Origin of the sequence: Methyloceanibacter sp. (genome assembly GCF_050999895.1) — a bacterium.
Lineage (GTDB): Bacteria > Pseudomonadota > Alphaproteobacteria > Rhizobiales > Methyloligellaceae > Methyloceanibacter.
The window spans coordinates 1-18,376 of the sequence record NZ_JBPCOU010000032.1 but is presented as its reverse complement, the minus strand read 5'-3'; the positions used below and the strand labels follow the sequence as shown (position 1 = coordinate 18,376).

Annotated in this window: 16 protein-coding genes and 3 tRNA genes; 16 read left to right on the top strand and 3 right to left on the bottom strand. The window is 62.0% G+C overall.

What is annotated here, in order from left to right; all coding sequences use genetic code 11:
* Both ACR2J1_RS03300 and ACR2J1_RS03295 read right to left on the bottom strand, forming a co-directional pair.
* Positions 1 to 317: hypothetical protein (locus ACR2J1_RS03300; protein WP_434017924.1), on the bottom strand; the 317-nt coding region annotated here is incomplete at its 3' end.
* An 11-nt stretch (positions 318 to 328) separates the two neighbouring features.
* Positions 329 to 607 (bottom strand): DUF883 family protein, encoded by a 279-nt coding sequence (locus ACR2J1_RS03295; protein WP_434017923.1) that lies wholly within the window; start codon positions 605 to 607, stop codon positions 329 to 331.
* 272 nt (positions 608 to 879) lie between these two features.
* Between ACR2J1_RS03295 and ACR2J1_RS03290 the strand changes: the two genes are divergently transcribed.
* The gene (locus tag ACR2J1_RS03290; RefSeq protein ID WP_434017922.1) at positions 880 to 1,194 is read left to right on the top strand and encodes a hypothetical protein; all 315 of its coding nucleotides are present in this window, start codon (positions 880 to 882) and stop codon (positions 1,192 to 1,194) included.
* Between the two features lie 541 nt (positions 1,195 to 1,735).
* On the opposite strand, the gene rlmB is transcribed toward ACR2J1_RS03290, so the two are convergent.
* A complete protein-coding gene (rlmB, locus tag ACR2J1_RS03285) occupies positions 1,736 to 2,533 on the bottom strand; it encodes a 23S rRNA (guanosine(2251)-2'-O)-methyltransferase RlmB (protein WP_434017921.1) in 798 nt (265 codons plus the stop codon).
* A gap of 186 nt (positions 2,534 to 2,719) precedes the next feature.
* On the opposite strand from rlmB, the gene ACR2J1_RS03280 reads away from it, so the two are divergent.
* The 15 genes from ACR2J1_RS03280 to ACR2J1_RS03210 all read left to right on the top strand — a co-directional run.
* Positions 2,720 to 2,804, top strand: a tRNA-Tyr gene (locus ACR2J1_RS03280).
* A gap of 22 nt (positions 2,805 to 2,826) precedes the next feature.
* Positions 2,827 to 2,900: transfer RNA gene (locus tag ACR2J1_RS03275), tRNA-Gly, on the top strand.
* Between the two features lie 68 nt (positions 2,901 to 2,968).
* A tRNA-Trp gene (locus ACR2J1_RS03270) sits at positions 2,969 to 3,045 on the top strand.
* A 63-nt stretch (positions 3,046 to 3,108) separates the two neighbouring features.
* Entirely contained in the window at positions 3,109 to 3,306 is a 198-nt protein-coding gene (gene secE / locus ACR2J1_RS03265; protein ID WP_434017920.1) for a preprotein translocase subunit SecE, read from the top strand.
* Positions 3,306 to 3,836 (top strand): transcription termination/antitermination protein NusG, encoded by a 531-nt coding sequence (nusG, locus tag ACR2J1_RS03260; RefSeq protein WP_434017919.1) that lies wholly within the window; start codon positions 3,306 to 3,308, stop codon positions 3,834 to 3,836. The genes secE and nusG overlap by 1 nt, the downstream gene beginning before the upstream one ends.
* Before the next feature lie 47 nt (positions 3,837 to 3,883).
* Positions 3,884 to 4,312: a 50S ribosomal protein L11 gene (rplK, locus tag ACR2J1_RS03255; RefSeq protein WP_434017918.1), complete on the top strand. Its 429-nt coding sequence runs from the start codon at positions 3,884 to 3,886 to the stop codon at positions 4,310 to 4,312.
* Positions 4,313 to 4,317: 5 nt separating this feature from the next.
* Positions 4,318 to 5,016 carry a 50S ribosomal protein L1 gene (gene rplA / locus ACR2J1_RS03250; protein ID WP_434017917.1) on the top strand — a complete coding sequence of 233 codons (699 nt, stop codon included), beginning with the start codon at positions 4,318 to 4,320 and terminating at the stop codon, positions 5,014 to 5,016.
* Between the two features lie 334 nt (positions 5,017 to 5,350).
* Positions 5,351 to 5,866 (top strand): 50S ribosomal protein L10, encoded by a 516-nt coding sequence (rplJ, locus tag ACR2J1_RS03245; protein ID WP_434017916.1) that lies wholly within the window; start codon positions 5,351 to 5,353, stop codon positions 5,864 to 5,866.
* A gap of 49 nt (positions 5,867 to 5,915) precedes the next feature.
* Positions 5,916 to 6,290 (top strand): 50S ribosomal protein L7/L12, encoded by a 375-nt coding sequence (rplL, locus tag ACR2J1_RS03240; protein ID WP_434017915.1) that lies wholly within the window; start codon positions 5,916 to 5,918, stop codon positions 6,288 to 6,290.
* Positions 6,291 to 6,447: 157 nt separating this feature from the next.
* Positions 6,448 to 10,581: a DNA-directed RNA polymerase subunit beta gene (gene rpoB, locus ACR2J1_RS03235; RefSeq protein WP_434017914.1), complete on the top strand. Its 4,134-nt coding sequence runs from the start codon at positions 6,448 to 6,450 to the stop codon at positions 10,579 to 10,581.
* A gap of 80 nt (positions 10,582 to 10,661) precedes the next feature.
* Complete coding sequence (gene rpoC, locus ACR2J1_RS03230) at positions 10,662 to 14,867, top strand: DNA-directed RNA polymerase subunit beta' (RefSeq protein WP_434017913.1); 4,206 nt, start codon at positions 10,662 to 10,664, stop codon at positions 14,865 to 14,867.
* Between the two features lie 329 nt (positions 14,868 to 15,196).
* Positions 15,197 to 15,568 (top strand): 30S ribosomal protein S12, encoded by a 372-nt coding sequence (gene rpsL / locus ACR2J1_RS03225; RefSeq protein WP_434017912.1) that lies wholly within the window; start codon positions 15,197 to 15,199, stop codon positions 15,566 to 15,568.
* 33 nt (positions 15,569 to 15,601) lie between these two features.
* Positions 15,602 to 16,072, top strand: coding sequence for a 30S ribosomal protein S7 (gene rpsG / locus ACR2J1_RS03220; RefSeq protein ID WP_434017911.1), 471 nt, complete (start codon positions 15,602 to 15,604; stop codon positions 16,070 to 16,072).
* 21 nt (positions 16,073 to 16,093) lie between these two features.
* On the top strand, positions 16,094 to 18,169 hold the full coding sequence (gene fusA / locus ACR2J1_RS03215) for an elongation factor G (protein WP_434017910.1): 2,076 nt from the start codon (positions 16,094 to 16,096) through the stop codon (positions 18,167 to 18,169).
* A 62-nt stretch (positions 18,170 to 18,231) separates the two neighbouring features.
* Positions 18,232 to 18,376, top strand: a 145-nt coding sequence (locus ACR2J1_RS03210; RefSeq protein ID WP_434017925.1) for a GTP-binding protein, incomplete at its 3' end; no start/stop codon positions are given.

The following is an 18,376-nucleotide window of genomic DNA, read 5'->3' as shown; positions in this document are numbered from 1 at the left end:
AGGCCTTCGCCGGGTTTGGCAATGGCGCGGGAGACCTCACTTTTCGGGCGCCGCGCGAAAAGCGGCAGGGTCGCGAGAGTGAGCAGGCCGAGCAGAGCCAGACCCCCGCCGACCATGCCCGCCGCCTCCAGCGGCGTGAAGCCGTAGACGGAGGCGAGGGCGTGATAAAACGCAAGCAAGCCGAAGGCCACAGCCAGGGCCAGCAAAACCACCGCGACCGCGACGACAGCAGCCTGCCGCAGATAGGCCTGGACGGACTGCTTGATCCGCAATCCGATTTGCAGTGAGGACATGAGTGGAAGCAGGTAGCGCAGCATGAAACCTGCTCCTAGCGGCGGGTGAAGACGCCAAAGAGAAAGCCGAGGCCGACTGCGATACCAACGGCGGCGAGCGGGTTGCGCCGGATGGCATCTTCGGCTTCGCCGGCCGCTTCCATGGCCTTGTCTTGGGCGCGATTGACCTGGCCCTTGGCGATGCGGCTCACGGTGTTGGTCAGGTTCTGAACGTCGGCGCGCATCGCATCAAGCTGAACGGCGAGCTCGTCGGCGTCGCGGGGGTTGGCGCCGGAACGTTTTGCGGCCGAGCGCACATCATCAGTCGAGGACATGGCGTGTTTCCTTCCAACAGAAAAGATTTGGGGTTCAGGAACAAGTATCAGCAACGCAAATTGGGGGACTCTGTTCCTACGCACTCATGAGAAACGCGAGAAGCTGTTGCTGAAGAGTTGAGAGCTTGGCGCGTCTGACTGTCAAGTGGGCCTATGGATAAGTGGCCCGTGCGTCTTCGCCTCATAAGCGCACGCTTCGTTCCCTTGCGTTTGCGCGGCCATCCCCTTTTGTCTAGGGTGGCATGCAGGGACTCGGTGCCTGGGGGATAGAGATGAGCTGGTCCAAGCTCGCTATGGCCGTCGCGGCTTTCGGTTTTTGTGCTCTCGCGCTTCCAATTTGTGGCAACGCCGCGAGCGTCGCGGCCGTCGGGATACAGGGCGGAAGGGCTACCAAGCCGGCGGTTCCGATCATTCATCGCCGCCGCGCGCAGAGCTTCTACTGCTATCCCAAGACCTACTGGTGGTTCTATCGCCCCTACACCACTGCGACGGACGGTCATGCGCGCTGCATGCCGTATTTCCATTATCCGGTGCAACCGCAGGCTTACCAGGGGCGGGCCAAGGCCTATGACGGGCCGGTCAAATAGCTTGCAAGTTGTTCCCTAATCTCCGCAAAATTGTTTCATTGCGGGGCACCGCTTAAGGCTTCCTCAACACGCGAGCGTTGGAAAATAGCCAATTAACTCGGCGGATACTCGCTTGGTAAGCAAGCATAGGGACCTTCTCCTGATCGCGCCACTCGGGCCAAGGAGACGGATCCAGCCCTAGTGGAGTCCAAGAAATGAGAGTTGCGTTGAGTCTCGCTGCTGTTCTCGTGGCGGCAGCCGGCCTGCTCGTCGCGGCGGTCGACACTGCCGATGCGCGCGGTGGCCGTTGGGGGCGTTGTGGCGGCGTCGTCTTGATGCCGGCCCCGGTGCCGATTCCGATGCCCGCTCCGGTGGTCGTTGCGCCGGCGCCGTGCGGTTGGGGCCCTATTACGTCCGGCCGGCCTACAGTACGTGCAATACCGGCCCGGGCAGTTGCTATTGGCGCAGGAATTGTTGGTACGACCCGTTTTTCGGCCGCCGTTTCTGCAACTAGAACCACGTCGGGGAGGGATGTGATCTCTCCCGGACTTGCTCTCTGCACCTAGGTTGAAAGCGCGCGGGTCTGGAGGCTCGCCCAATGCAGCGTGACTGCGGCGGCGTTGGAGATATTGAGACTGCCGAATTGGGCATCCGTGGTGATGCGGCAGAGCCGGTCGCAGGATTCCCGCGTAAGCCGCCGCAAGCCTGTCCCTTCCGCGCCGAGAACCAGCGCTAAGGGGCGGCTGAGCGCCACGCTCTCCAGGGTCTCCGATCCTTCTTCCGCTAGGCCAATGCGCTGGAAGCCTCTTTCGCCGAGTTCGGCGAGAGCCTGGGCCAGATTTTTCACGAGAATCATGGGGACGATGTCGAGCGCTCCGCTTGCGGCTTTGGCCAGGACGCCCGCGAGCGGCGGACTGTGACGCTCGGTGAGGACGAGGCCGGTGGCGCCGAAAGCGGCGGCGGAGCGCAGCACCGCCCCGACATTATGGGGATCGGTCACCTGATCCAGGACCACGAGCAGTCCGTCATCGGCCACATTATCAAGGCTGAGCGGCGGGAGCTGCTCGACTTCGAGCGCGATTCCTTGATGCACCGTGTCGGGGCCCAGCAGCCTATCGAGATCCTTCGGGAAAGCGGATTCGACCGTAAGGCCACGCTTGGCGATGAGGGGGTCAAACCTGCGCGCGGCATTATCGGTCGCCACAATGCGCTTGATCTGCCGTCGTTCGTTCCGGAGCGCAGCCTCGGCGGCGTGAAGCCCGAACAGCATCATGCCGTTCCCGCCCGGTTTACGGGTCTGCCTCGGTTCGCCGTGGGGCTTGCGGAAGGTTTTTGGCGGTCTTTGCTTGCTGCGTCGCATGGAGAGCTTTCAGGGCACGGACGCTAGTGCTAAACGACCTTTTGCAGGCTTGAAAGCCCCGAATGGACTTGATTTACTGTTGACAGTTTCCCGCCTGCTTCTCATAAACCTATTGGCGGACCCTGCCGGCCGACGGCGGGGCGTTTTTGCTTGGTTACAATCACCAGTCAATCCATCCGGAGCGAAGGAGGGGTGCCCGAGTGGCTAAAGGGGACGGGCTGTAAACCCGTTGGCTATGCCTACGTAGGTTCGAATCCTACCCCCTCCACCACCCAACTTCGAGAGGATGGAATGCGGGTGTAGCTCAATGGTAGAGCAGCAGCCTTCCAAGCTGACGACGAGGGTTCGATTCCCTTCACCCGCTCCAGATCGCTAGCCGTCGAGGCTTGATGTGTAGCTGACAAAGAGGGTCGCGGTAGGCGTGGAGCAGGCGATAGGAGTGTAGCTCAACTGGCTAGAGCACCGGTCTCCAAAACCGGGGGTTGGGGGTTCGAGTCCCTCCACTCCTGCCATGCATGAGCGGCGCGCAGAAGCGGAATTCACGGGACCGATACTGGTCTCGACAAGGAAGAAAAATGGCGAGAACGAATCCATTCGAGTTTTTGCAGCAGGTGCGCACCGAGGTGGCGAAGGTCACCTGGCCGACGCGCCGCGAGACGGTGATCACCACGATCATGGTGGTCATCCTGTCGATTTTTGCTGCGCTGTTTTTCCTCGCCGCGGACTGGGTGCTGAGCACCATCGTGACGCTGGTCTTGGGTTTGGGACGCTAATGGCAAAGCGTTGGTACATCGTCCACGCCTACTCGAACTTTGAGCGGAAGGTCGCCGAGTCCATCAAGGAGCGCGCCGCCGCCGCCGGTTTCGGCGACATGTTCGAAGAGGTGCTCGTGCCGATGGAGGAAGTTGTCGAGATGCGCCGCGGCCGCAAGGTCAGTTCCGAGCGCAAGTTCTTTCCGGGCTACGTGCTTGTGAAGATGGATTTGAATGACGAGACCTACCACCTAATCAAGAGCACGCCGAAGGTGACGGGCTTCCTCGGCACGGAGACGAAGCCGATCCCTATCTCCGAGGCTGAGGCGAACCGGATCTTGAAGCAGGTGCAGGAGGGCGTCGAGCGGCCGAAGCCGTCCGTGACGTTCGAGATCGGCGAGCAGGTGCGGGTGGCCGATGGTCCCTTCGCTTCGTTCAACGGTCTCGTCGAGGAAGTCGACGAAGAGCGCGCGCGCCTCAAGGTTGCGGTGTCGATCTTCGGACGGCCGACGCCGGTCGAACTTGAATATGCGCAGGTCGAGAAACTTTGATTTTGGACAGGGTGCGTTGAGCGGGAAACCCGCGGGACGAATAGATAATGGCAAAAAAGATCGACGGTTACATCAAGCTTCAGGTGCCGGCGGGGCAGGCTAATCCCTCGCCGCCGATCGGGCCTGCGCTCGGACAGCGCGGCGTGAACATCCCGGAGTTTTGCAAGCAGTTCAATGCGGCGACGCAGAAGCTCGAGGCGGGCTCGCCGATTCCGACCGTGATCACGGTCTATGCCGACCGCTCCTTCAGCTTCGAGATGCGGACGCCGCCGGCGTCCTTCCTGCTGAAGAAGTCGGCGAAGATCGGCAAGGGCTCGACGACTCCCGGTCGCGGCGTGGCCGGTACCGTGACGCAGGATCAGCTGCGCGAGATCGCAGAGGTCAAGATGAAAGATTTGAACGCCAATTCCGTCGAGCAGGCGATGAAGATCATTGCAGGCTCCGCCCGCTCGATGGGCCTTCAGGTGCAGGAGTAGGGACGATGAGCAAACCCGGCAAACGCTTTCGCGCCGCAAGCGAGAAGATCGAGCGCGACAAGCTCTACTCGCTCGGAGACGCAGTGAAGCTCGTCAAGGACGCAGCGAATACCAAGTTCGACGAGACCATCGAGATCGCGATGAATCTCGGTGTCGATCCGCGTCATGCCGACCAGATGGTGCGCGGCGTGTGCCAGTTGCCGAACGGTTCGGGCCGAAAGCTTCGCGTGGGTGTGTTCGCCAAGGGCGCGAAGGCTGAGGAAGCGAAGAAGGCCGGCGCGGACGTCGTCGGTGCCGAGGATCTCGTCGAGCAGGTGCAGAAGGGCGTGATCGATTTCGACCGCTGCATCGCGACGCCGGACATGATGCCGCTCGTCGGACGTCTGGGAAAGGTGCTCGGCCCGCGCGGTCTGATGCCGAACCCGAAGGTCGGCACCGTCACGAACGATATCGCTCAGGCTGTCGCGGGCGCGAAAGGCGGCGCGGTGGAATTTCGTGTCGAGAAGGCCGGCATCATTCATGCGGGCGTCGGCAAGGCGAGCTTCACCGAGAAGGCGCTCGTCGAGAATATTCGCGCCTTTACCGATGCGGTGATGAAGGCCAAGCCGTCGGGCTCCAAGGGCACGTTCATGAAGCGCATTGCGGTCACCTCGACGATGGGACCGGGCGTCAAGATCGAGCCCGCCAGCGTCGGCGGCGCGTAGGGATTTTAGAGTTTCGGGCCTGGCGTTCAGGTCCGGACGGGCCGCTCCTCAAAGAGCGGTTTGACCTGTCCGAGATTGCAGGTGTGGGAAACCGCTTAAGCCTTCTGGGCCTGCATGAGACGGGAGTCGAACGGATCAAGATGCGGAGGTTACCGCAACTTGGAGATCGGTTTGAACCTCGTAACTGCCTCACACGCATCTAATTTGCGTGAGGCAGGGCAGGCAAGAGCGCCGTTGGAAAAGCGGGGCGACTTGCAGGTCGTTCATGCGCTTCCGGCGGCTAGGTGTAGTTGGTCAGGGGCTTTTGCCTCTAGCCACAAGGACGGAGTGAGCAGTGGAAAGAGCTCAGAAGCGCGAAGTCGTGACAGCGCTTCACGATGTCTTCGCCCAGTCCGGCGTGATCGTCATCGCCCACTACGCCGGCCTTTCAGTCGCCGCCATGACGCGGCTCCGGAGCGAAATGAGAAGCGCCGGCGGCCAAGTCAAAGTGGCTAAGAACAGGCTGGTCAAGCTCGCCCTCGAAGGCACCGACGCCCAGGGTATCGCGGATTTGATGCGGGGTCCGACCTGCATCGCCTATTCCGAGGACCCGATGGCGGCGCCGAAGATTGCCGTCAAGTTTGCCAAGGGAAACGAAAAGTTCGTCATCCTCGGCGGCGCGATGGGAACCACGGTGCTCGACGCCCAAGGGGTGAGTGCGCTCGCCAGTCTGCCTTCGCTCGACGAACTCAGAAGCAAGTTGATCGGCCTCATTGAGGCGCCTGCGAGCAAAATCGCCCGCACGCTGAACGAGCCCGGCGCCCAGCTTGCTCGCGTGGTCGCGGCCTTTGGCAGGAAGGAAGCGGCGTGACGACGGTCAGGTCACTCATGCAAAAGTTTAAGGTACGAGGATAACCAAAATGGCAGATCTCCAGAAAATCGTAGACGACCTTTCCGGGCTCACCGTTCTTGAGGCGGCCGATCTCGCGAAACTGCTCGAAGAGAAGTGGGGCGTGTCCGCTGCGGCGCCGATGGCCATGATGGTCGGGGGCGGCGGTGGCGAGGCCACGGCTGTCGAGGAGAAGACGGAATTCGACGTCGTTCTGACCACCGTTGGAGCCCAAAAGATAAATGTTATCAAGGAAGTGCGCACCATCACGGGTCTTGGCTTGAAAGAGGCCAAGGATCTCGTGGAAGGCGCACCGAAAACGGTCAAGGAAGGCGTCAACAAGGACGAAGCCGATAAGCTCAAGAAGCAGCTTGAGGGTGCCGGAGCGACCGTCGAGCTGAAGTAGTTCACGGGTTGAAATATGCCCGGGCAAACCCCAAATAGTCTCGTTTGCCCGGGCCAACCCAACACCACATGAGAGAAACGTCTCTCCAGAACCTCCGCTCAGCCGGCGGGGGTTTTGGTGAGCCATTTTGACGATCCAAAAAGGACGAGAGAACCACATGGCGCAACAGTCTCTGAATGGTCGTAAGCGACTGCGGAAAATGTTCGGCCGCATCCACGAAGTGGCCGAAATGCCGAACCTCATCGAGGTTCAGAAGCAGTCTTACGATCAGTTCCTCATGGTGGAGGAGCCAGAGGGTGGCCGCGGCGACGAAGGTCTGCAGGCCGTGTTCCGCTCGGTGTTTCCGATCAAGGATTTCGGCGATCGCGCGCAGCTCGAGTTCGTGCGCTACGCCTTCGAGCCGCCGAAATACGACGTGGAAGAGTGCCAGCAGCGGGGCATGACCTATGCCGCGCCGCTAAAGGTCACGCTCAGGCTCATCGTGTTCGATGTGAACGAGGAGACCGGCGCGCGCTCCGTCAAGGACATCAAAGAGCAGGACGTCTATATGGGTGACATGCCGCTGATGACGATGAACGGCACGTTCGTCATCAACGGCACCGAGCGCGTGATCGTCTCGCAGATGCATCGCTCGCCGGGCGTGTTCTTCGACCACGACCGCGGCAAGACGCATTCGAGCGGCAAGCTTCTGTTTGCCGCGCGCATCATTCCCTATCGCGGCTCTTGGCTCGACTTCGAGTTCGACGCCAAGGACATTGTCTATGTCCGCATCGACCGGCGCCGCAAGTTGCCGGTGACGACACTGCTTTACGCGCTTGGGCTCGACGACGAGGAAATTCTCTCCACTTTCTACGACCGCGTCATTCTGAAGGCGACCAAGGACGGATGGCGCATGCCGTTCCGTGCCGATCGCATGCGCGGCATCAAGCCGACCAGCGACATGATCGACGCCAAGACCGGCAAGGTCGTGGTCGAGGCCGGGCGCAAGCTCACCGCGCGCCTTGCGAAGAAGCTCGCCGACGAGGGACTGAAGGAGCTGCTTGTATCCGACGAAGAGCTGAACGGCCGCTATCTCGCCGAGGATATTCTCAACGCCAAGTCGGGCGAGATCTACGGCGAGGCTGGCGAGGAGATCGACCCGAAGCTGCTCGAGAAGCTGAAGGAACTCGGTCTCAAGGAGATCCCACTGCTCGACATCGACCACGTCAATGTCGGCGCCTTCCTTCGCAACACGCTGGCGATCGACAAGAACTGCAATACCGACGAGGCGCTGCTCGACGTTTACCGGGTCATGCGTCCCGGCGAGCCGCCGACGCCGGAAGCCTCCCAGACGCTGTTCAAGGGCATCTTTTTCGATCCCGAGCGTTACGATCTGTCGGCCGTCGGCCGCGTGAAGATGAACATGCGCCTCGATCTCGATGCGCCGGACACGATGCGCACGCTGCGCAAGGAAGACATTCTCGCGGTGATCCAAACGCTGGTTGGTCTGCGCGACGGCAGGGGCGAGATCGACGACATCGATCATCTCGGCAATCGCCGCGTGCGTTCGGTCGGCGAGCTGATGGAGAATCAGTATCGCGTCGGCCTGTTGCGCATGGAGCGCGCCATCAAGGAGCGCATGAGCTCGGTCGATATCGACACGGTGATGCCGCAGGACCTGATCAACGCGAAGCCCGCGGCCGCCGCGGTGCGCGAGTTCTTCGGCTCCTCGCAGCTGTCGCAGTTCATGGACCAGACCAATCCGTTGTCTGAGATCACCCACAAGCGCCGGCTGTCGGCGCTTGGACCGGGTGGCCTGACGCGCGAGCGTGCGGGCTTCGAGGTGCGCGACGTGCATCCGACCCATTATGGGCGCATCTGTCCGATCGAGACGCCGGAAGGGCCGAATATCGGTCTTATCAACTCGCTCGCGACCTATGCGCGCGTCAATAAATACGGCTTCATCGAGAGCCCGTATCGCCGCGTGGTGAAGAACAAGGTCACCGACGAGGTCGTCTATCTCTCCGCGATGGAAGAGGCCCGCTACAACATCGCGCAGGCCAATGCGGAGCTCGCGCCGAACGGCACCTTCGTCGAGGACCTCGTCGTTTGCCGGCATGCGGGCGATGTCGAGCTGATGCCGGTGGACAAGGTCGATCTGATCGACGTGTCGCCGAAGCAGCTTGTCTCGGTTGCCGCGGCGTTGATTCCGTTCCTTGAGAATGACGACGCCAACCGCGCCCTCATGGGCTCAAACATGCAGCGCCAGGCCGTGCCGCTGATCACCGCAGAAGCTCCGCTGGTTGGCACCGGCATGGAGCAGGTGGTTGCGCGCGATTCCGGCGCCGCCATCGCCGCGCGCCGCACCGGCATTGTCGATCAGGTCGATGCGACGCGTATCGTCATTCGCGCGACCGAGGAGACCGATCCGTCGAAGTCGGGCGTGGACATTTACAATCTGCGCAAGTTCCAGCGCTCGAACCAGAATACCTGCATCAATCAGCGGCCGCTGGTGCGTGTCGGCGACGCGATAGAGGCCGGTGAAATCGTGGCCGATGGACCGTCGACCGATCTCGGCGAGCTGGCGCTCGGGCGGAACGTGCTCGTCGCCTTCATGCCGTGGATGGGCTACAATTTCGAGGACTCCATCCTCATCTCCGAGCGCGTCGTGCGCGACGACGTATTCACTTCGATCCATATCGAGGAGTTTGAGGTGATGGCCCGCGGCACGAAGCTCGGGCCGGAGGAGGTCACGCGCGAAGTTCCCAACGTGTCGGAAGAGGCGCTGAAGAATCTCGACGAGGCGGGCATCGTCTATATCGGTGCCGAAGTGAATCCGAGCGACATCCTCGTCGGCAAGATCACGCCGAAGGGTGAAAGCCCGATGACGCCGGAAGAGAAGCTGCTTCGCGCCATCTTCGGCGAGAAGGCTTCCGATGTGCGCGATACCTCGCTCAAGCTGCCGCCGGGCGTGTCGGGCACGGTGGTCGAGGTGCGCGTGTTCAATCGCCACGGCGTCGAGAAGGACGAGCGCGCCATGGCGATCGAGCGCGAAGAAATCGAGCGTCTCGCGAAGGACCGCGACGACGAGATCGCGATCCTCGACCGCAACGTCTACGGGCGTCTGCGCGACGTGCTGATGCATAAGGTCGTTGCCAAGGGCCCGAAGGGCTTCAAGAAGGACGCCAAGATCACCGAGGCGCTGCTCGACGACGTGCCGCGCAGCCATTGGTGGGACATCGCCCTCAAGAACGAGAAGGCGATGGCCGAGGTGGAAGCCATCGGTCGCCAGTATGACGAGGCGAAGAAGCGCCTCGAGGGTCGCTTTGTCGACAAGGTCGACAAGCTGCAACGCGGCGACGAGCTGCCGCCCGGCGTCATGAAGATGGTCAAGGTCTTCGTCGCCGTAAAGCGCAAGATCCAGCCCGGCGACAAGATGGCCGGCCGTCACGGCAACAAGGGCGTGATCAGCCAGATCGTGCCGATCGAGGATATGCCGTATCTGGAAGACGGCACGCCCGTCGACATCGTGCTCAATCCGCTCGGCGTGCCGAGCCGCATGAATGTCGGCCAGATCCTGGAGACCCATCTCGGCTGGGCCTGTCACGGCCTCGGGCTGAAGATCGGCGAAGCCCTCGATGCCTATCACGAGTCGAAGAAGGTGAAGCCGCTCAAGGACCTCCTCAAGGGCATCTATGGCGACGACAAGACTGTCGCTGCCTTGAAGGACGAGAGCCTCATCGAGGTTAGCGAGGCTCTCAGGACCGGCGTTCCGGTCGCGACACCTGTGTTCGACGGAGCGCATGAGCGCGACGTCACGGAGCTGCTTTCGGCCGCGGGCCTCGACAGCTCGGGGCAGGTGACGCTGCAGGACGGCCGCACGGGTGAGACGTTGGATCGCAAGGTGACGGTCGGCTACATCTATATGCTGAAGCTGCATCAACTGGTCGACGACAAGATCCATGCCCGCTCGATCGGGCCTTACAGCCTCGTGACCCAGCAGCCTCTCGGCGGCAAGGCCCAGTTCGGTGGCCAGCGCTTCGGCGAGATGGAGGTCTGGGCGTTGGAGGCCTACGGCGCGGCCTACACGCTCCAGGAGATGCTGACGGTGAAGTCCGACGACGTCGCCGGACGCACCAAGGTCTACGAAGCCATCGTCCGCGGCGACGATACGTTCGAGGCCGGCATCCCGGAATCGTTCAACGTGCTCGTCAAAGAAATGCGTGCCTTGGGCTTGAATGTGGAACTGCCACAGCCGCGCCCGAAGGACGAAGTTGAAAGAGCAAGACTACCACGGCCCGCGGCTGAGTAGGCCGGAGCGGCATGGCGCGTATCGATACTAGTCGCGAGCAAGCGAAAGGGCGGCCCCATCGCCCATTGGGAGATAGCTGAATGAACCAAGAAATCGTCAATCTCTTCAGTCCCCAGACGCAGCAGCAGAACTTCGATCAGATCCAGATTGGCATCGCCAGTCCGGAGAAGATCCGCTCCTGGTCGTTTGGAGAGATCAAGAAGCCCGAGACGATCAACTATCGGACCTTCAAGCCGGAGCGCGACGGGCTGTTCTGCGCGCGTATCTTCGGCCCGGTGAAGGACTACGAGTGCTTGTGCGGCAAGTACAAGCGCATGAAGTACAAGGGCATCATCTGCGAGAAGTGCGGCGTCGAGGTCACGCTCGCCAAGGTCCGGCGCGAGCGCATGGGCCATATCGAGCTCGCAGCGCCTGTCGCGCATATCTGGTTTCTGAAGTCCCTGCCGTCGCGGATCGGGCTCTTGCTCGACATGACGCTCAAGGACCTCGAGCGCGTACTATATTTCGAGCATTACATCGTCATCGAGCCCGGCCTGACCTCGCTGAAGCCGTTGCAGCTTCTGAGCGAAGAAGAGCACATGACGGCGCAGGACGAATTCGGCGAGGACAGCTTCACGGCCGCCATCGGCGCCGAGGCGATCCACGAGCTTTTGAAGGGTCTCGATCTGGAGAGGATCGCGGCCGATCTGCGCGTGGAGATTAGCGAGTGCACCACGGAGCTGAAGCCGAAGAAGCTCGCCAAGCGTCTGAAGGTGGTCGAGGCGTTCCTCCAGTCCGGCAATAGGCCGGAATGGATGATCATGCAGGTGGTGCCGGTCATTCCGCCGGAGCTGCGTCCGCTCGTCCCGCTCGACGGCGGCCGCTTCGCCACTTCGGACCTAAACGATCTTTATCGCCGCGTCATCAACCGCAACAACCGTTTGAAGCGGCTGGTGGAGCTGCGCGCGCCGGACATCATCATTCGTAACGAAAAGCGCATGCTGCAAGAGGCGGTGGACGCGTTGTTCGACAACGGACGGCGCGGACGCGTCATCACCGGCGCCAACAAGCGGCCGCTGAAGTCGCTCTCCGACATGCTCAAGGGCAAGCAAGGCCGCTTCCGGCAGAACCTGCTTGGCAAGCGCGTCGACTATTCCGGGCGTTCGGTCATCGTGGTCGGGCCCGAGCTCAAGCTGCATCAATGCGGCCTGCCGAAGAAGATGGCGCTCGAGCTGTTCAAGCCGTTCATCTACGCGCGGCTCGACGCCAAGGGCTTTGCCGCCACGGTGAAACAGGCGAAGAAGCTCGTCGAGAAGGAGAAGCCGGAGGTCTGGGATATCCTGGACGAGGTCATCCGCGAGCATCCAGTGCTGCTCAACCGCGCACCGACCTTGCACCGTCTCGGCATTCAGGCGTTCGAGCCCGTGCTGATCGAGGGCAAGGCGATCCAGCTGCATCCGCTCGTCTGCGCTGCCTTCAACGCCGATTTCGACGGCGATCAGATGGCTGTGCACGTGCCGCTGTCGCTGGAGGCGCAGCTCGAGGCGCGCGTCTTGATGATGTCGACCAACAACATCCTGCACCCGGCCAACGGCTCCCCCATCATCGTGCCGTCGCAGGACATCGTGCTCGGCCTTTATTATCTCTCGGTTCCCATGGATGGCGAGCCGGGCGAGGGCATGATCTTCGGCAACACGGCCGAGATTCATCACGCGCTCGACTCGAAGGTTCTGACCTTGCACAGCAAGATCAAGGGCCGCTTCAACACGGTCGATGAGAAGGGCAATCCCGTATCGATTGTCTACGACACGACTCCCGGCCGCATGCTGCTCGGTGAGCTTCTGCCGAAGGACTCGAATGTCAGCTACGACCTCGTGAACCGGCTGCTCACGAAGAAGGAAATCTCCAACCTGATCGACGTGGTTTACCGCCACTGCGGCCAGAAGCAAACGGTCATCTTCTGCGACAAAATCATGGGCCTCGGCTTCTCTTATGCCTGCCGTGCCGGCATCTCGTTCGGCAAGGACGACATGGTGATCCCCGAGACCAAGGACGCCATCGTGCAGAAGACGACCGAGCTCGTGCGCGAGTACGAGCAGCAGTACAATGACGGTCTGATTACGCGCGGCGAGAAGTACAACAAGGTGGTCGACACCTGGACGGACTGCACGGAGCAGGTCGCCAAGGAGATGATGAAGCGCATCTCCGCCGTCGAGCGCGATCCGAAGACCGGCCGCGAGAAGCCGATGAACTCGATCTACATGATGTCGCATTCGGGTGCGCGTGGTTCTCCCGCCCAGATGAAGCAGCTCGCGGGCATGCGCGGCCTGATGACGAAGCCGTCAGGCGAAATCATCGAGACGCCGATCATCTCCAACTTCAAGGAGGGGCTGTCGGTGCTCGAGTACTTCAACTCGACTCACGGCGCGCGTAAGGGCCTCGCCGATACGGCGCTGAAGACGGCCAACTCGGGCTATCTGACGCGCAGGCTCGTCGACGTGGCGCAGGACTGCATCGTCACCGAGGAAGATTGCGGCACCAAGGAAGGCATCACCGTGCGGGCTATTCTGGAGGCCGGCGAGGTGACCGTGTCCTTGGGGCAGCGTGCGCTCGGCCGTACGACCGCGGAGGCCGTCAAGAATCCCTCCACGGGCAAGGTCCTGATCAAGGGCGGCGAGCTCATTGAGGAAGAGCAGGTCGAGATGCTGGAGACGGCGGGCGTGCAAGAGGTGCGCATCCGCTCCGCGCTTACCTGCGAGACGCGTAATGGCATCTGCGGCAAGTGTTACGGGCGCGATCTCGCCCGCGGCACGCCGGTCAATATGGGAGAGGCTGTCGGCGTCATTGCCGCGCAGTCGATCGGAGAGCCCGGCACGCAGCTCACCATGCGCACCTTCCATCTTGGCGGCGTGGCGAGTGCCAAGGTCATCGACCAGTCGTCGCTGGAGTCGAATTTTGACGGCACCGTGAAGATCAAGCAGCGCAACGTGGTGGAGGACTCCCAAGGCCGGCTCATCGTCATGGGCCGCAACACCACGCTCGTCATTCTCGAGGATGACGGCAGCGAGCGGGCGGTGCACAGACTGCCTTACGGCACGCATCTGCGCGTGGACGACGGCGTCAAGGTCAAGCGCGGCGATCGCCTGGCGGAATGGGATCCCTATACCCGCCCGGTGCTCACCGAGATCGACGGTCATATCGACTTCGAGGATCTGGTCGAAAGCCTGTCGGTTAGCGAGAGGCGTGACGAGTCAACCGGCATCACCAACAGCGTGATCATCGATTGGCGCGCATCGCCGCGCGGCGCGGATCTCCGCCCCGCCGTGGTGATCAAGGACAAGAAGGGCAAGTTGTCCAAGCTGCCGCGTGGCGGCGAGGCCCGCTACCTCTTGCCGGTCGACGCCGTGCTCTCGGTGGAGACGGGTCACGAGGTAAAGGCCGGCGACGTGCTTGCGCGTATTCCGATGGAGAGCGCCAAGACCCGGGACATCACCGGCGGTCTGCCGCGCGTGGCCGAGCTGTTCGAAGCAAGGCGTCCGAAGGATCACGCCATCATCGCCGATACGTCCGGTACGGTGCAGCTTGGCCGCGACTACAAGAACAAGCGGCGCATCACCATTACCCCCGACGACGGGGGCGAGCCGGTGGAGCATCTGATCCCCAAGGGCCGGCATCTGACGGTGCAGGATGGCGACCGCATCGAAAAGGGCGAATATTTGCTCGACGGTCATCCCGCACCCCACGACATCCTGGCCATTAAGGGTGTCGAGGAGCTCGCCAACTATCTCGTCAACGAAATCCAGGAGGTCTATCGGCTGCAGGGCGTGACGATCAACGACAAGCATATCGAGGTCATCGTCCGGCAGATGCTGCAAAAGACCGAGGTGGAGGATCCGGGCGACACCGAGTACCTCAAGGGCGAACAGGTCGACCGTATCGACTTGGAGGATGCCAATGAGGCCGTGGTGGCCGATGGCGGCAAGCCCGCGACGGGCCAGCCGGTGCTGCTTGGCATCACCAAGGCCTCCTTGCAGACGCGCTCGTTCTTCTCCGCGGCGTCGTTCCAGGAGACCACCCGCGTGCTCACCGAGGCCGCCGTCAACGGCAAGGTGGACATGCTGGAAGGGCTCAAGGAGAACGTCATCGTCGGGCGTCTCATCCCGGCCGGTACCGGCGCCATGCTGTCGCGGCTGAACCAGGTCGCGAGCCATCGCGACGAGTTGATCCTGGAGGAGCGTAAGCGGGCGGCGGCCGAGCGTCTCGATCACGAGGACGAGGAGCCCGCGGAGGCGGAAGAGACAGTCTAGACAAACGCTCGGGTCGTCATGTTTCGGGGGCGGGACGGCTTTCGCGTCCCGCCCCCGAATTACAGCCCGAAACGCTTGACGATGCGAGAAACGGCCTGATACAACGCGCGCATATTCGCGGCAGGCGGTAGCCCATTTTTGCCTCGGACTTTTTGGCCGTAGGGCACGGGTTAGACGCTGCCGGACTAACCGGAATCAGATTCGGGCCCATGATCTTGGGGGGTAGCCCTCAAGATCCTCTGTTTTTGAGGCGCTGAAGATCGCGGTCACCGCACTTCGGCGCTTGTTGGGCTTTCGGGCCCGGTTGCACATTGGAATGAGAAAGCGCGATGCCGACGATTCAACAGCTTATTCGCAAACCGCGGCAACAGCCCGGGAAGCGGAACAAGGTCCCGGCCATGCAGGCCTGCCCGCAGAAGCGGGGCGTCTGCACGCGCGTGTATACGACTACGCCGAAGAAGCCGAACTCGGCCCTTCGCAAGGTGGCTCGCGTGCGCCTGACCAATCAGCTCGAGGTGACGAGCTACATTCCGGGCGAAGGCCATAACCTGCAGGAGCACTCGGTGGTGCTGATCAGGGGCGGCCGCGTCAAGGATCTGCCGGGCGTGCGTTATCACATCATTCGTGGCGTGCTCGACACTCAAGGCGTCAGCGCCCGCCGGCAGCGGCGATCGAAATATGGAGCCAAACGACCCAAATAGTGGGTCGTTTTGCGTAGGACGACAGGAACGGACATGTCCCGACGGCATAGAGCAGAAAAACGCGACATCATTCCCGATCCGAAATTCGGGGACGTGACTCTGACCAAATTCATGAACAGCATCATGAAGGAAGGAAAGAAGTCGGCGGCCGAGCGGATCGTCTATGGCGCGCTCGATCAGATGGAGCGCAAGGCCAAGCAGAACCCCGTCGAGGTGTTCCACGAGGCGCTGCGCAACGTGATGCCAGCGCTCGAAGTCCGCTCGCGCCGCGTCGGCGGCGCCACCTATCAGGTTCCGGTCGAAGTCAGGCTCGATCGCCGTCAGGCGCTCGCCATTCGCTGGATCATCACGGCGGCGCGCGGCCGCAATGAGAACACCATGGTCGAGCGCCTTTCAGGAGAGCTGCTCGACGCCGCGAATAATCGCGGCACTGCCGTCAAAAAGCGCGAGGACACCCATCGCATGGCGGAGGCGAACCGCGCCTTCTCCCATTATCGCTGGTAAAGCGAGCTCAAGGATTTCGAGATGCCACGCACGACCCCCCTCGAGGACTACCGCAATATCGGGATCATGGCGCATATCGACGCCGGGAAAACCACGACCACCGAGCGTGTCCTCTACTACACCGGCAAAAGCCACAAGATCGGCGAAGTCCACGACGGCGCTGCCACCATGGATTGGATGGAGCAGGAGCAGGAGCGCGGCATCACGATCACGTCGGCTGCGACCACGGCGTATTGGAACGACAAGCGCATCAACATCATCGATACGCCCGGCCACGTGGATTTCACCATCGAGGTCGAGCGTTCCTTGCGGGTGCTCGACGGAGCGGTGGCTCTGCTCGACGCGAACCAGGGCGTAGAGCCGCAGACCGAGACGGTATGGCGTCAGGCCGATAAATACGGCGTGCCGCGCATGATCTTCGTCAACAAGATGGACAAGATCGGCGCCGATTTCTTCCTCTCGGTCCAGATGGTGAAGGATCGCCTCGGCGCCAACGCCATCGTGCTCCAGCTGCCGATCGGCTCGGAGAATAATTTCCCCGGCATCATCGACCTCGTTCGCATGAAGGCCGTCATCTGGGACGACGAGTCCCTCGGCGCCGATTTCCACGACGAGGACATCCCCGCCAACCTCCTCGAGCAGGCCAAGGAATATCGCGAGAAGCTGGTCGAGCAGGCCGTCGAACTCGACGAGCCCGCGATGGAAGCCTATCTCGAGGGCCAGGAGCCAACCGAGGAGACGCTGAAGGCGCTGGTCCGCAAGGGCACCATCGCCAACGTTTTCGTTCCGATCCTGTGTGGCTCCGCCTTCAAGAACAAAGGCGTGCAGCCGATGCTCGACGCCGTCGTCGACTATCTGCCGTCGCCGCTCGATGTGCCGCCGATGAAGGGCATCGACTTCAAGACCGGCGGGGAGGCGACGCGCGCGCCGTCAGATTCCGAGCCGCTCTCGATGCTGGCCTTCAAGATCATGAACGACCCCTTCGTGGGCTCGCTCACGTTCTGCCGCATCTATTCGGGCAAGGTCGATACCGGCATGACCCTGCTCAACACGGTGAAGGACAAGAAGGAGCGCATCGGCCGCATGCTGCTGATGCACGCCAATCACCGCGAAGACATCAAAGAGGCCTATACGGGCGACATCGTGGCCCTGGCCGGCCTCAAGGACGTCACGACCGGCGATACGCTCTCGGATCCCGCCAAGCCCGTGATCCTGGAACGCATGGAGTTTCCGGACCCCGTCATCGAAGTTGCCGTGGAGCCCAAGACCAAGGGCGACCAGGAGAAGCTCGGCGTCGCGCTGCACCGTCTTGCGCAAGAGGATCCGTCGTTCCGAGTTTCGGTCGATCACGAGTCGGGGCAGACCATCATCAAGGGCATGGGCGAGCTGCATCTTGACATCATCGTCGATCGCATGCGCCGCGAGTTCAAGGTGGAGGCCAATGTGGGCGCGCCGCAGGTGGCCTACCGTGAAACCGTCTCCAAGCGCGCCGACATCGACTACACCCACAAGAAGCAGACCGGCGGCTCGGGCCAGTTCGCCCGCGTGAAGATGACCATCGAGCCGAACGAGCAGGGCAAGGGCTTTGAGTTCGAGAACAAGGTGGTCGGCGGCAACGTGCCCAAGGAATACATCCCCGGCGTGGCCAAGGGCGTGCAGAGCGTGGTCGACGCCGGCGTGCTCGCGGGCTTCCCGATCCTCGATGTGAAGGTCACGCTCACGGACGGCGCCTATCACGAAGTCGACTCCAGCGTCATGGCGTTCGAGATCGCCTCCCGCGCCGCTTTCCGCGAAGGCGCGATGAAGGCCGGGCCAAAACTGCTCGAGCCGATGATGAAAGTCGAAGTTGTGACGCCCGAGGATTATGTAGGCGGGATCATCGGCGATTTGACGAGCCGCAGAGGCCAGGTCCGTGGGCAAGAGTCCCGCGGTAATGCCGCGGTGATCAGCGCCATGGTGCCGCTCGCCAATATGTTCGGTTACGTGAACACGCTTCGCTCCATGAGTCAGGGCAGGGCGCAGTTCACGATGCAGTTCGACCACTACTCGCAAGTGCCGCAGGCGGTTGCGGAAGAGGTTCAAGCCAAGTTTGCCTAGGTTCGCGGGGGTCCGCCCCCGGACTGCGGGCTGCTTTTTTTGTTGAAGGATGGAGAGCCAACATGGCCAAGGAAAAATTCCAGCGTAACAAGCCGCACTGCAACATCGGCACTATCGGTCACGTCGATCACGGCAAGACGTCGCTGACGGCCGCGATCACGAAGGTGTTGGCCGAGAAGGGCGGAGCGCATTTCACGGCCTATGACG

Bases quoted from the DNA above. Each gene is read 5' to 3' on its own strand.
- rplL (WP_434017915.1), top strand. From the start codon at position 5,916: ATGGCAGATCTCCAGAAAATCGTAGACGACCTTTCCGGGCTCACCGTT.
- rpoB (WP_434017914.1), top strand. From the start codon at position 6,448: ATGGCGCAACAGTCTCTGAATGGTCGTAAGCGACTGCGGAAAATGTTC.
- fusA (WP_434017910.1), top strand. From the start codon at position 16,094: ATGCCACGCACGACCCCCCTCGAGGACTACCGCAATATCGGGATCATG.
- secE (WP_434017920.1), top strand. From the start codon at position 3,109: ATGGCGAGAACGAATCCATTCGAGTTTTTGCAGCAGGTGCGCACCGAG.
- nusG (WP_434017919.1), top strand. From the start codon at position 3,306: ATGGCAAAGCGTTGGTACATCGTCCACGCCTACTCGAACTTTGAGCGG.
- rlmB (WP_434017921.1), bottom strand. From the start codon at position 2,533: ATGCGACGCAGCAAGCAAAGACCGCCAAAAACCTTCCGCAAGCCCCAC.
- ACR2J1_RS03295 (WP_434017923.1), bottom strand. From the start codon at position 607: ATGTCCTCGACTGATGATGTGCGCTCGGCCGCAAAACGTTCCGGCGCC.
- ACR2J1_RS03290 (WP_434017922.1), top strand. From the start codon at position 880: ATGAGCTGGTCCAAGCTCGCTATGGCCGTCGCGGCTTTCGGTTTTTGT.
- rpsL (WP_434017912.1), top strand. From the start codon at position 15,197: ATGCCGACGATTCAACAGCTTATTCGCAAACCGCGGCAACAGCCCGGG.
- rpsG (WP_434017911.1), top strand. From the start codon at position 15,602: ATGTCCCGACGGCATAGAGCAGAAAAACGCGACATCATTCCCGATCCG.
- rpoC (WP_434017913.1), top strand. From the start codon at position 10,662: ATGAACCAAGAAATCGTCAATCTCTTCAGTCCCCAGACGCAGCAGCAG.
- rplA (WP_434017917.1), top strand. From the start codon at position 4,318: ATGAGCAAACCCGGCAAACGCTTTCGCGCCGCAAGCGAGAAGATCGAG.
- rplK (WP_434017918.1), top strand. From the start codon at position 3,884: ATGGCAAAAAAGATCGACGGTTACATCAAGCTTCAGGTGCCGGCGGGG.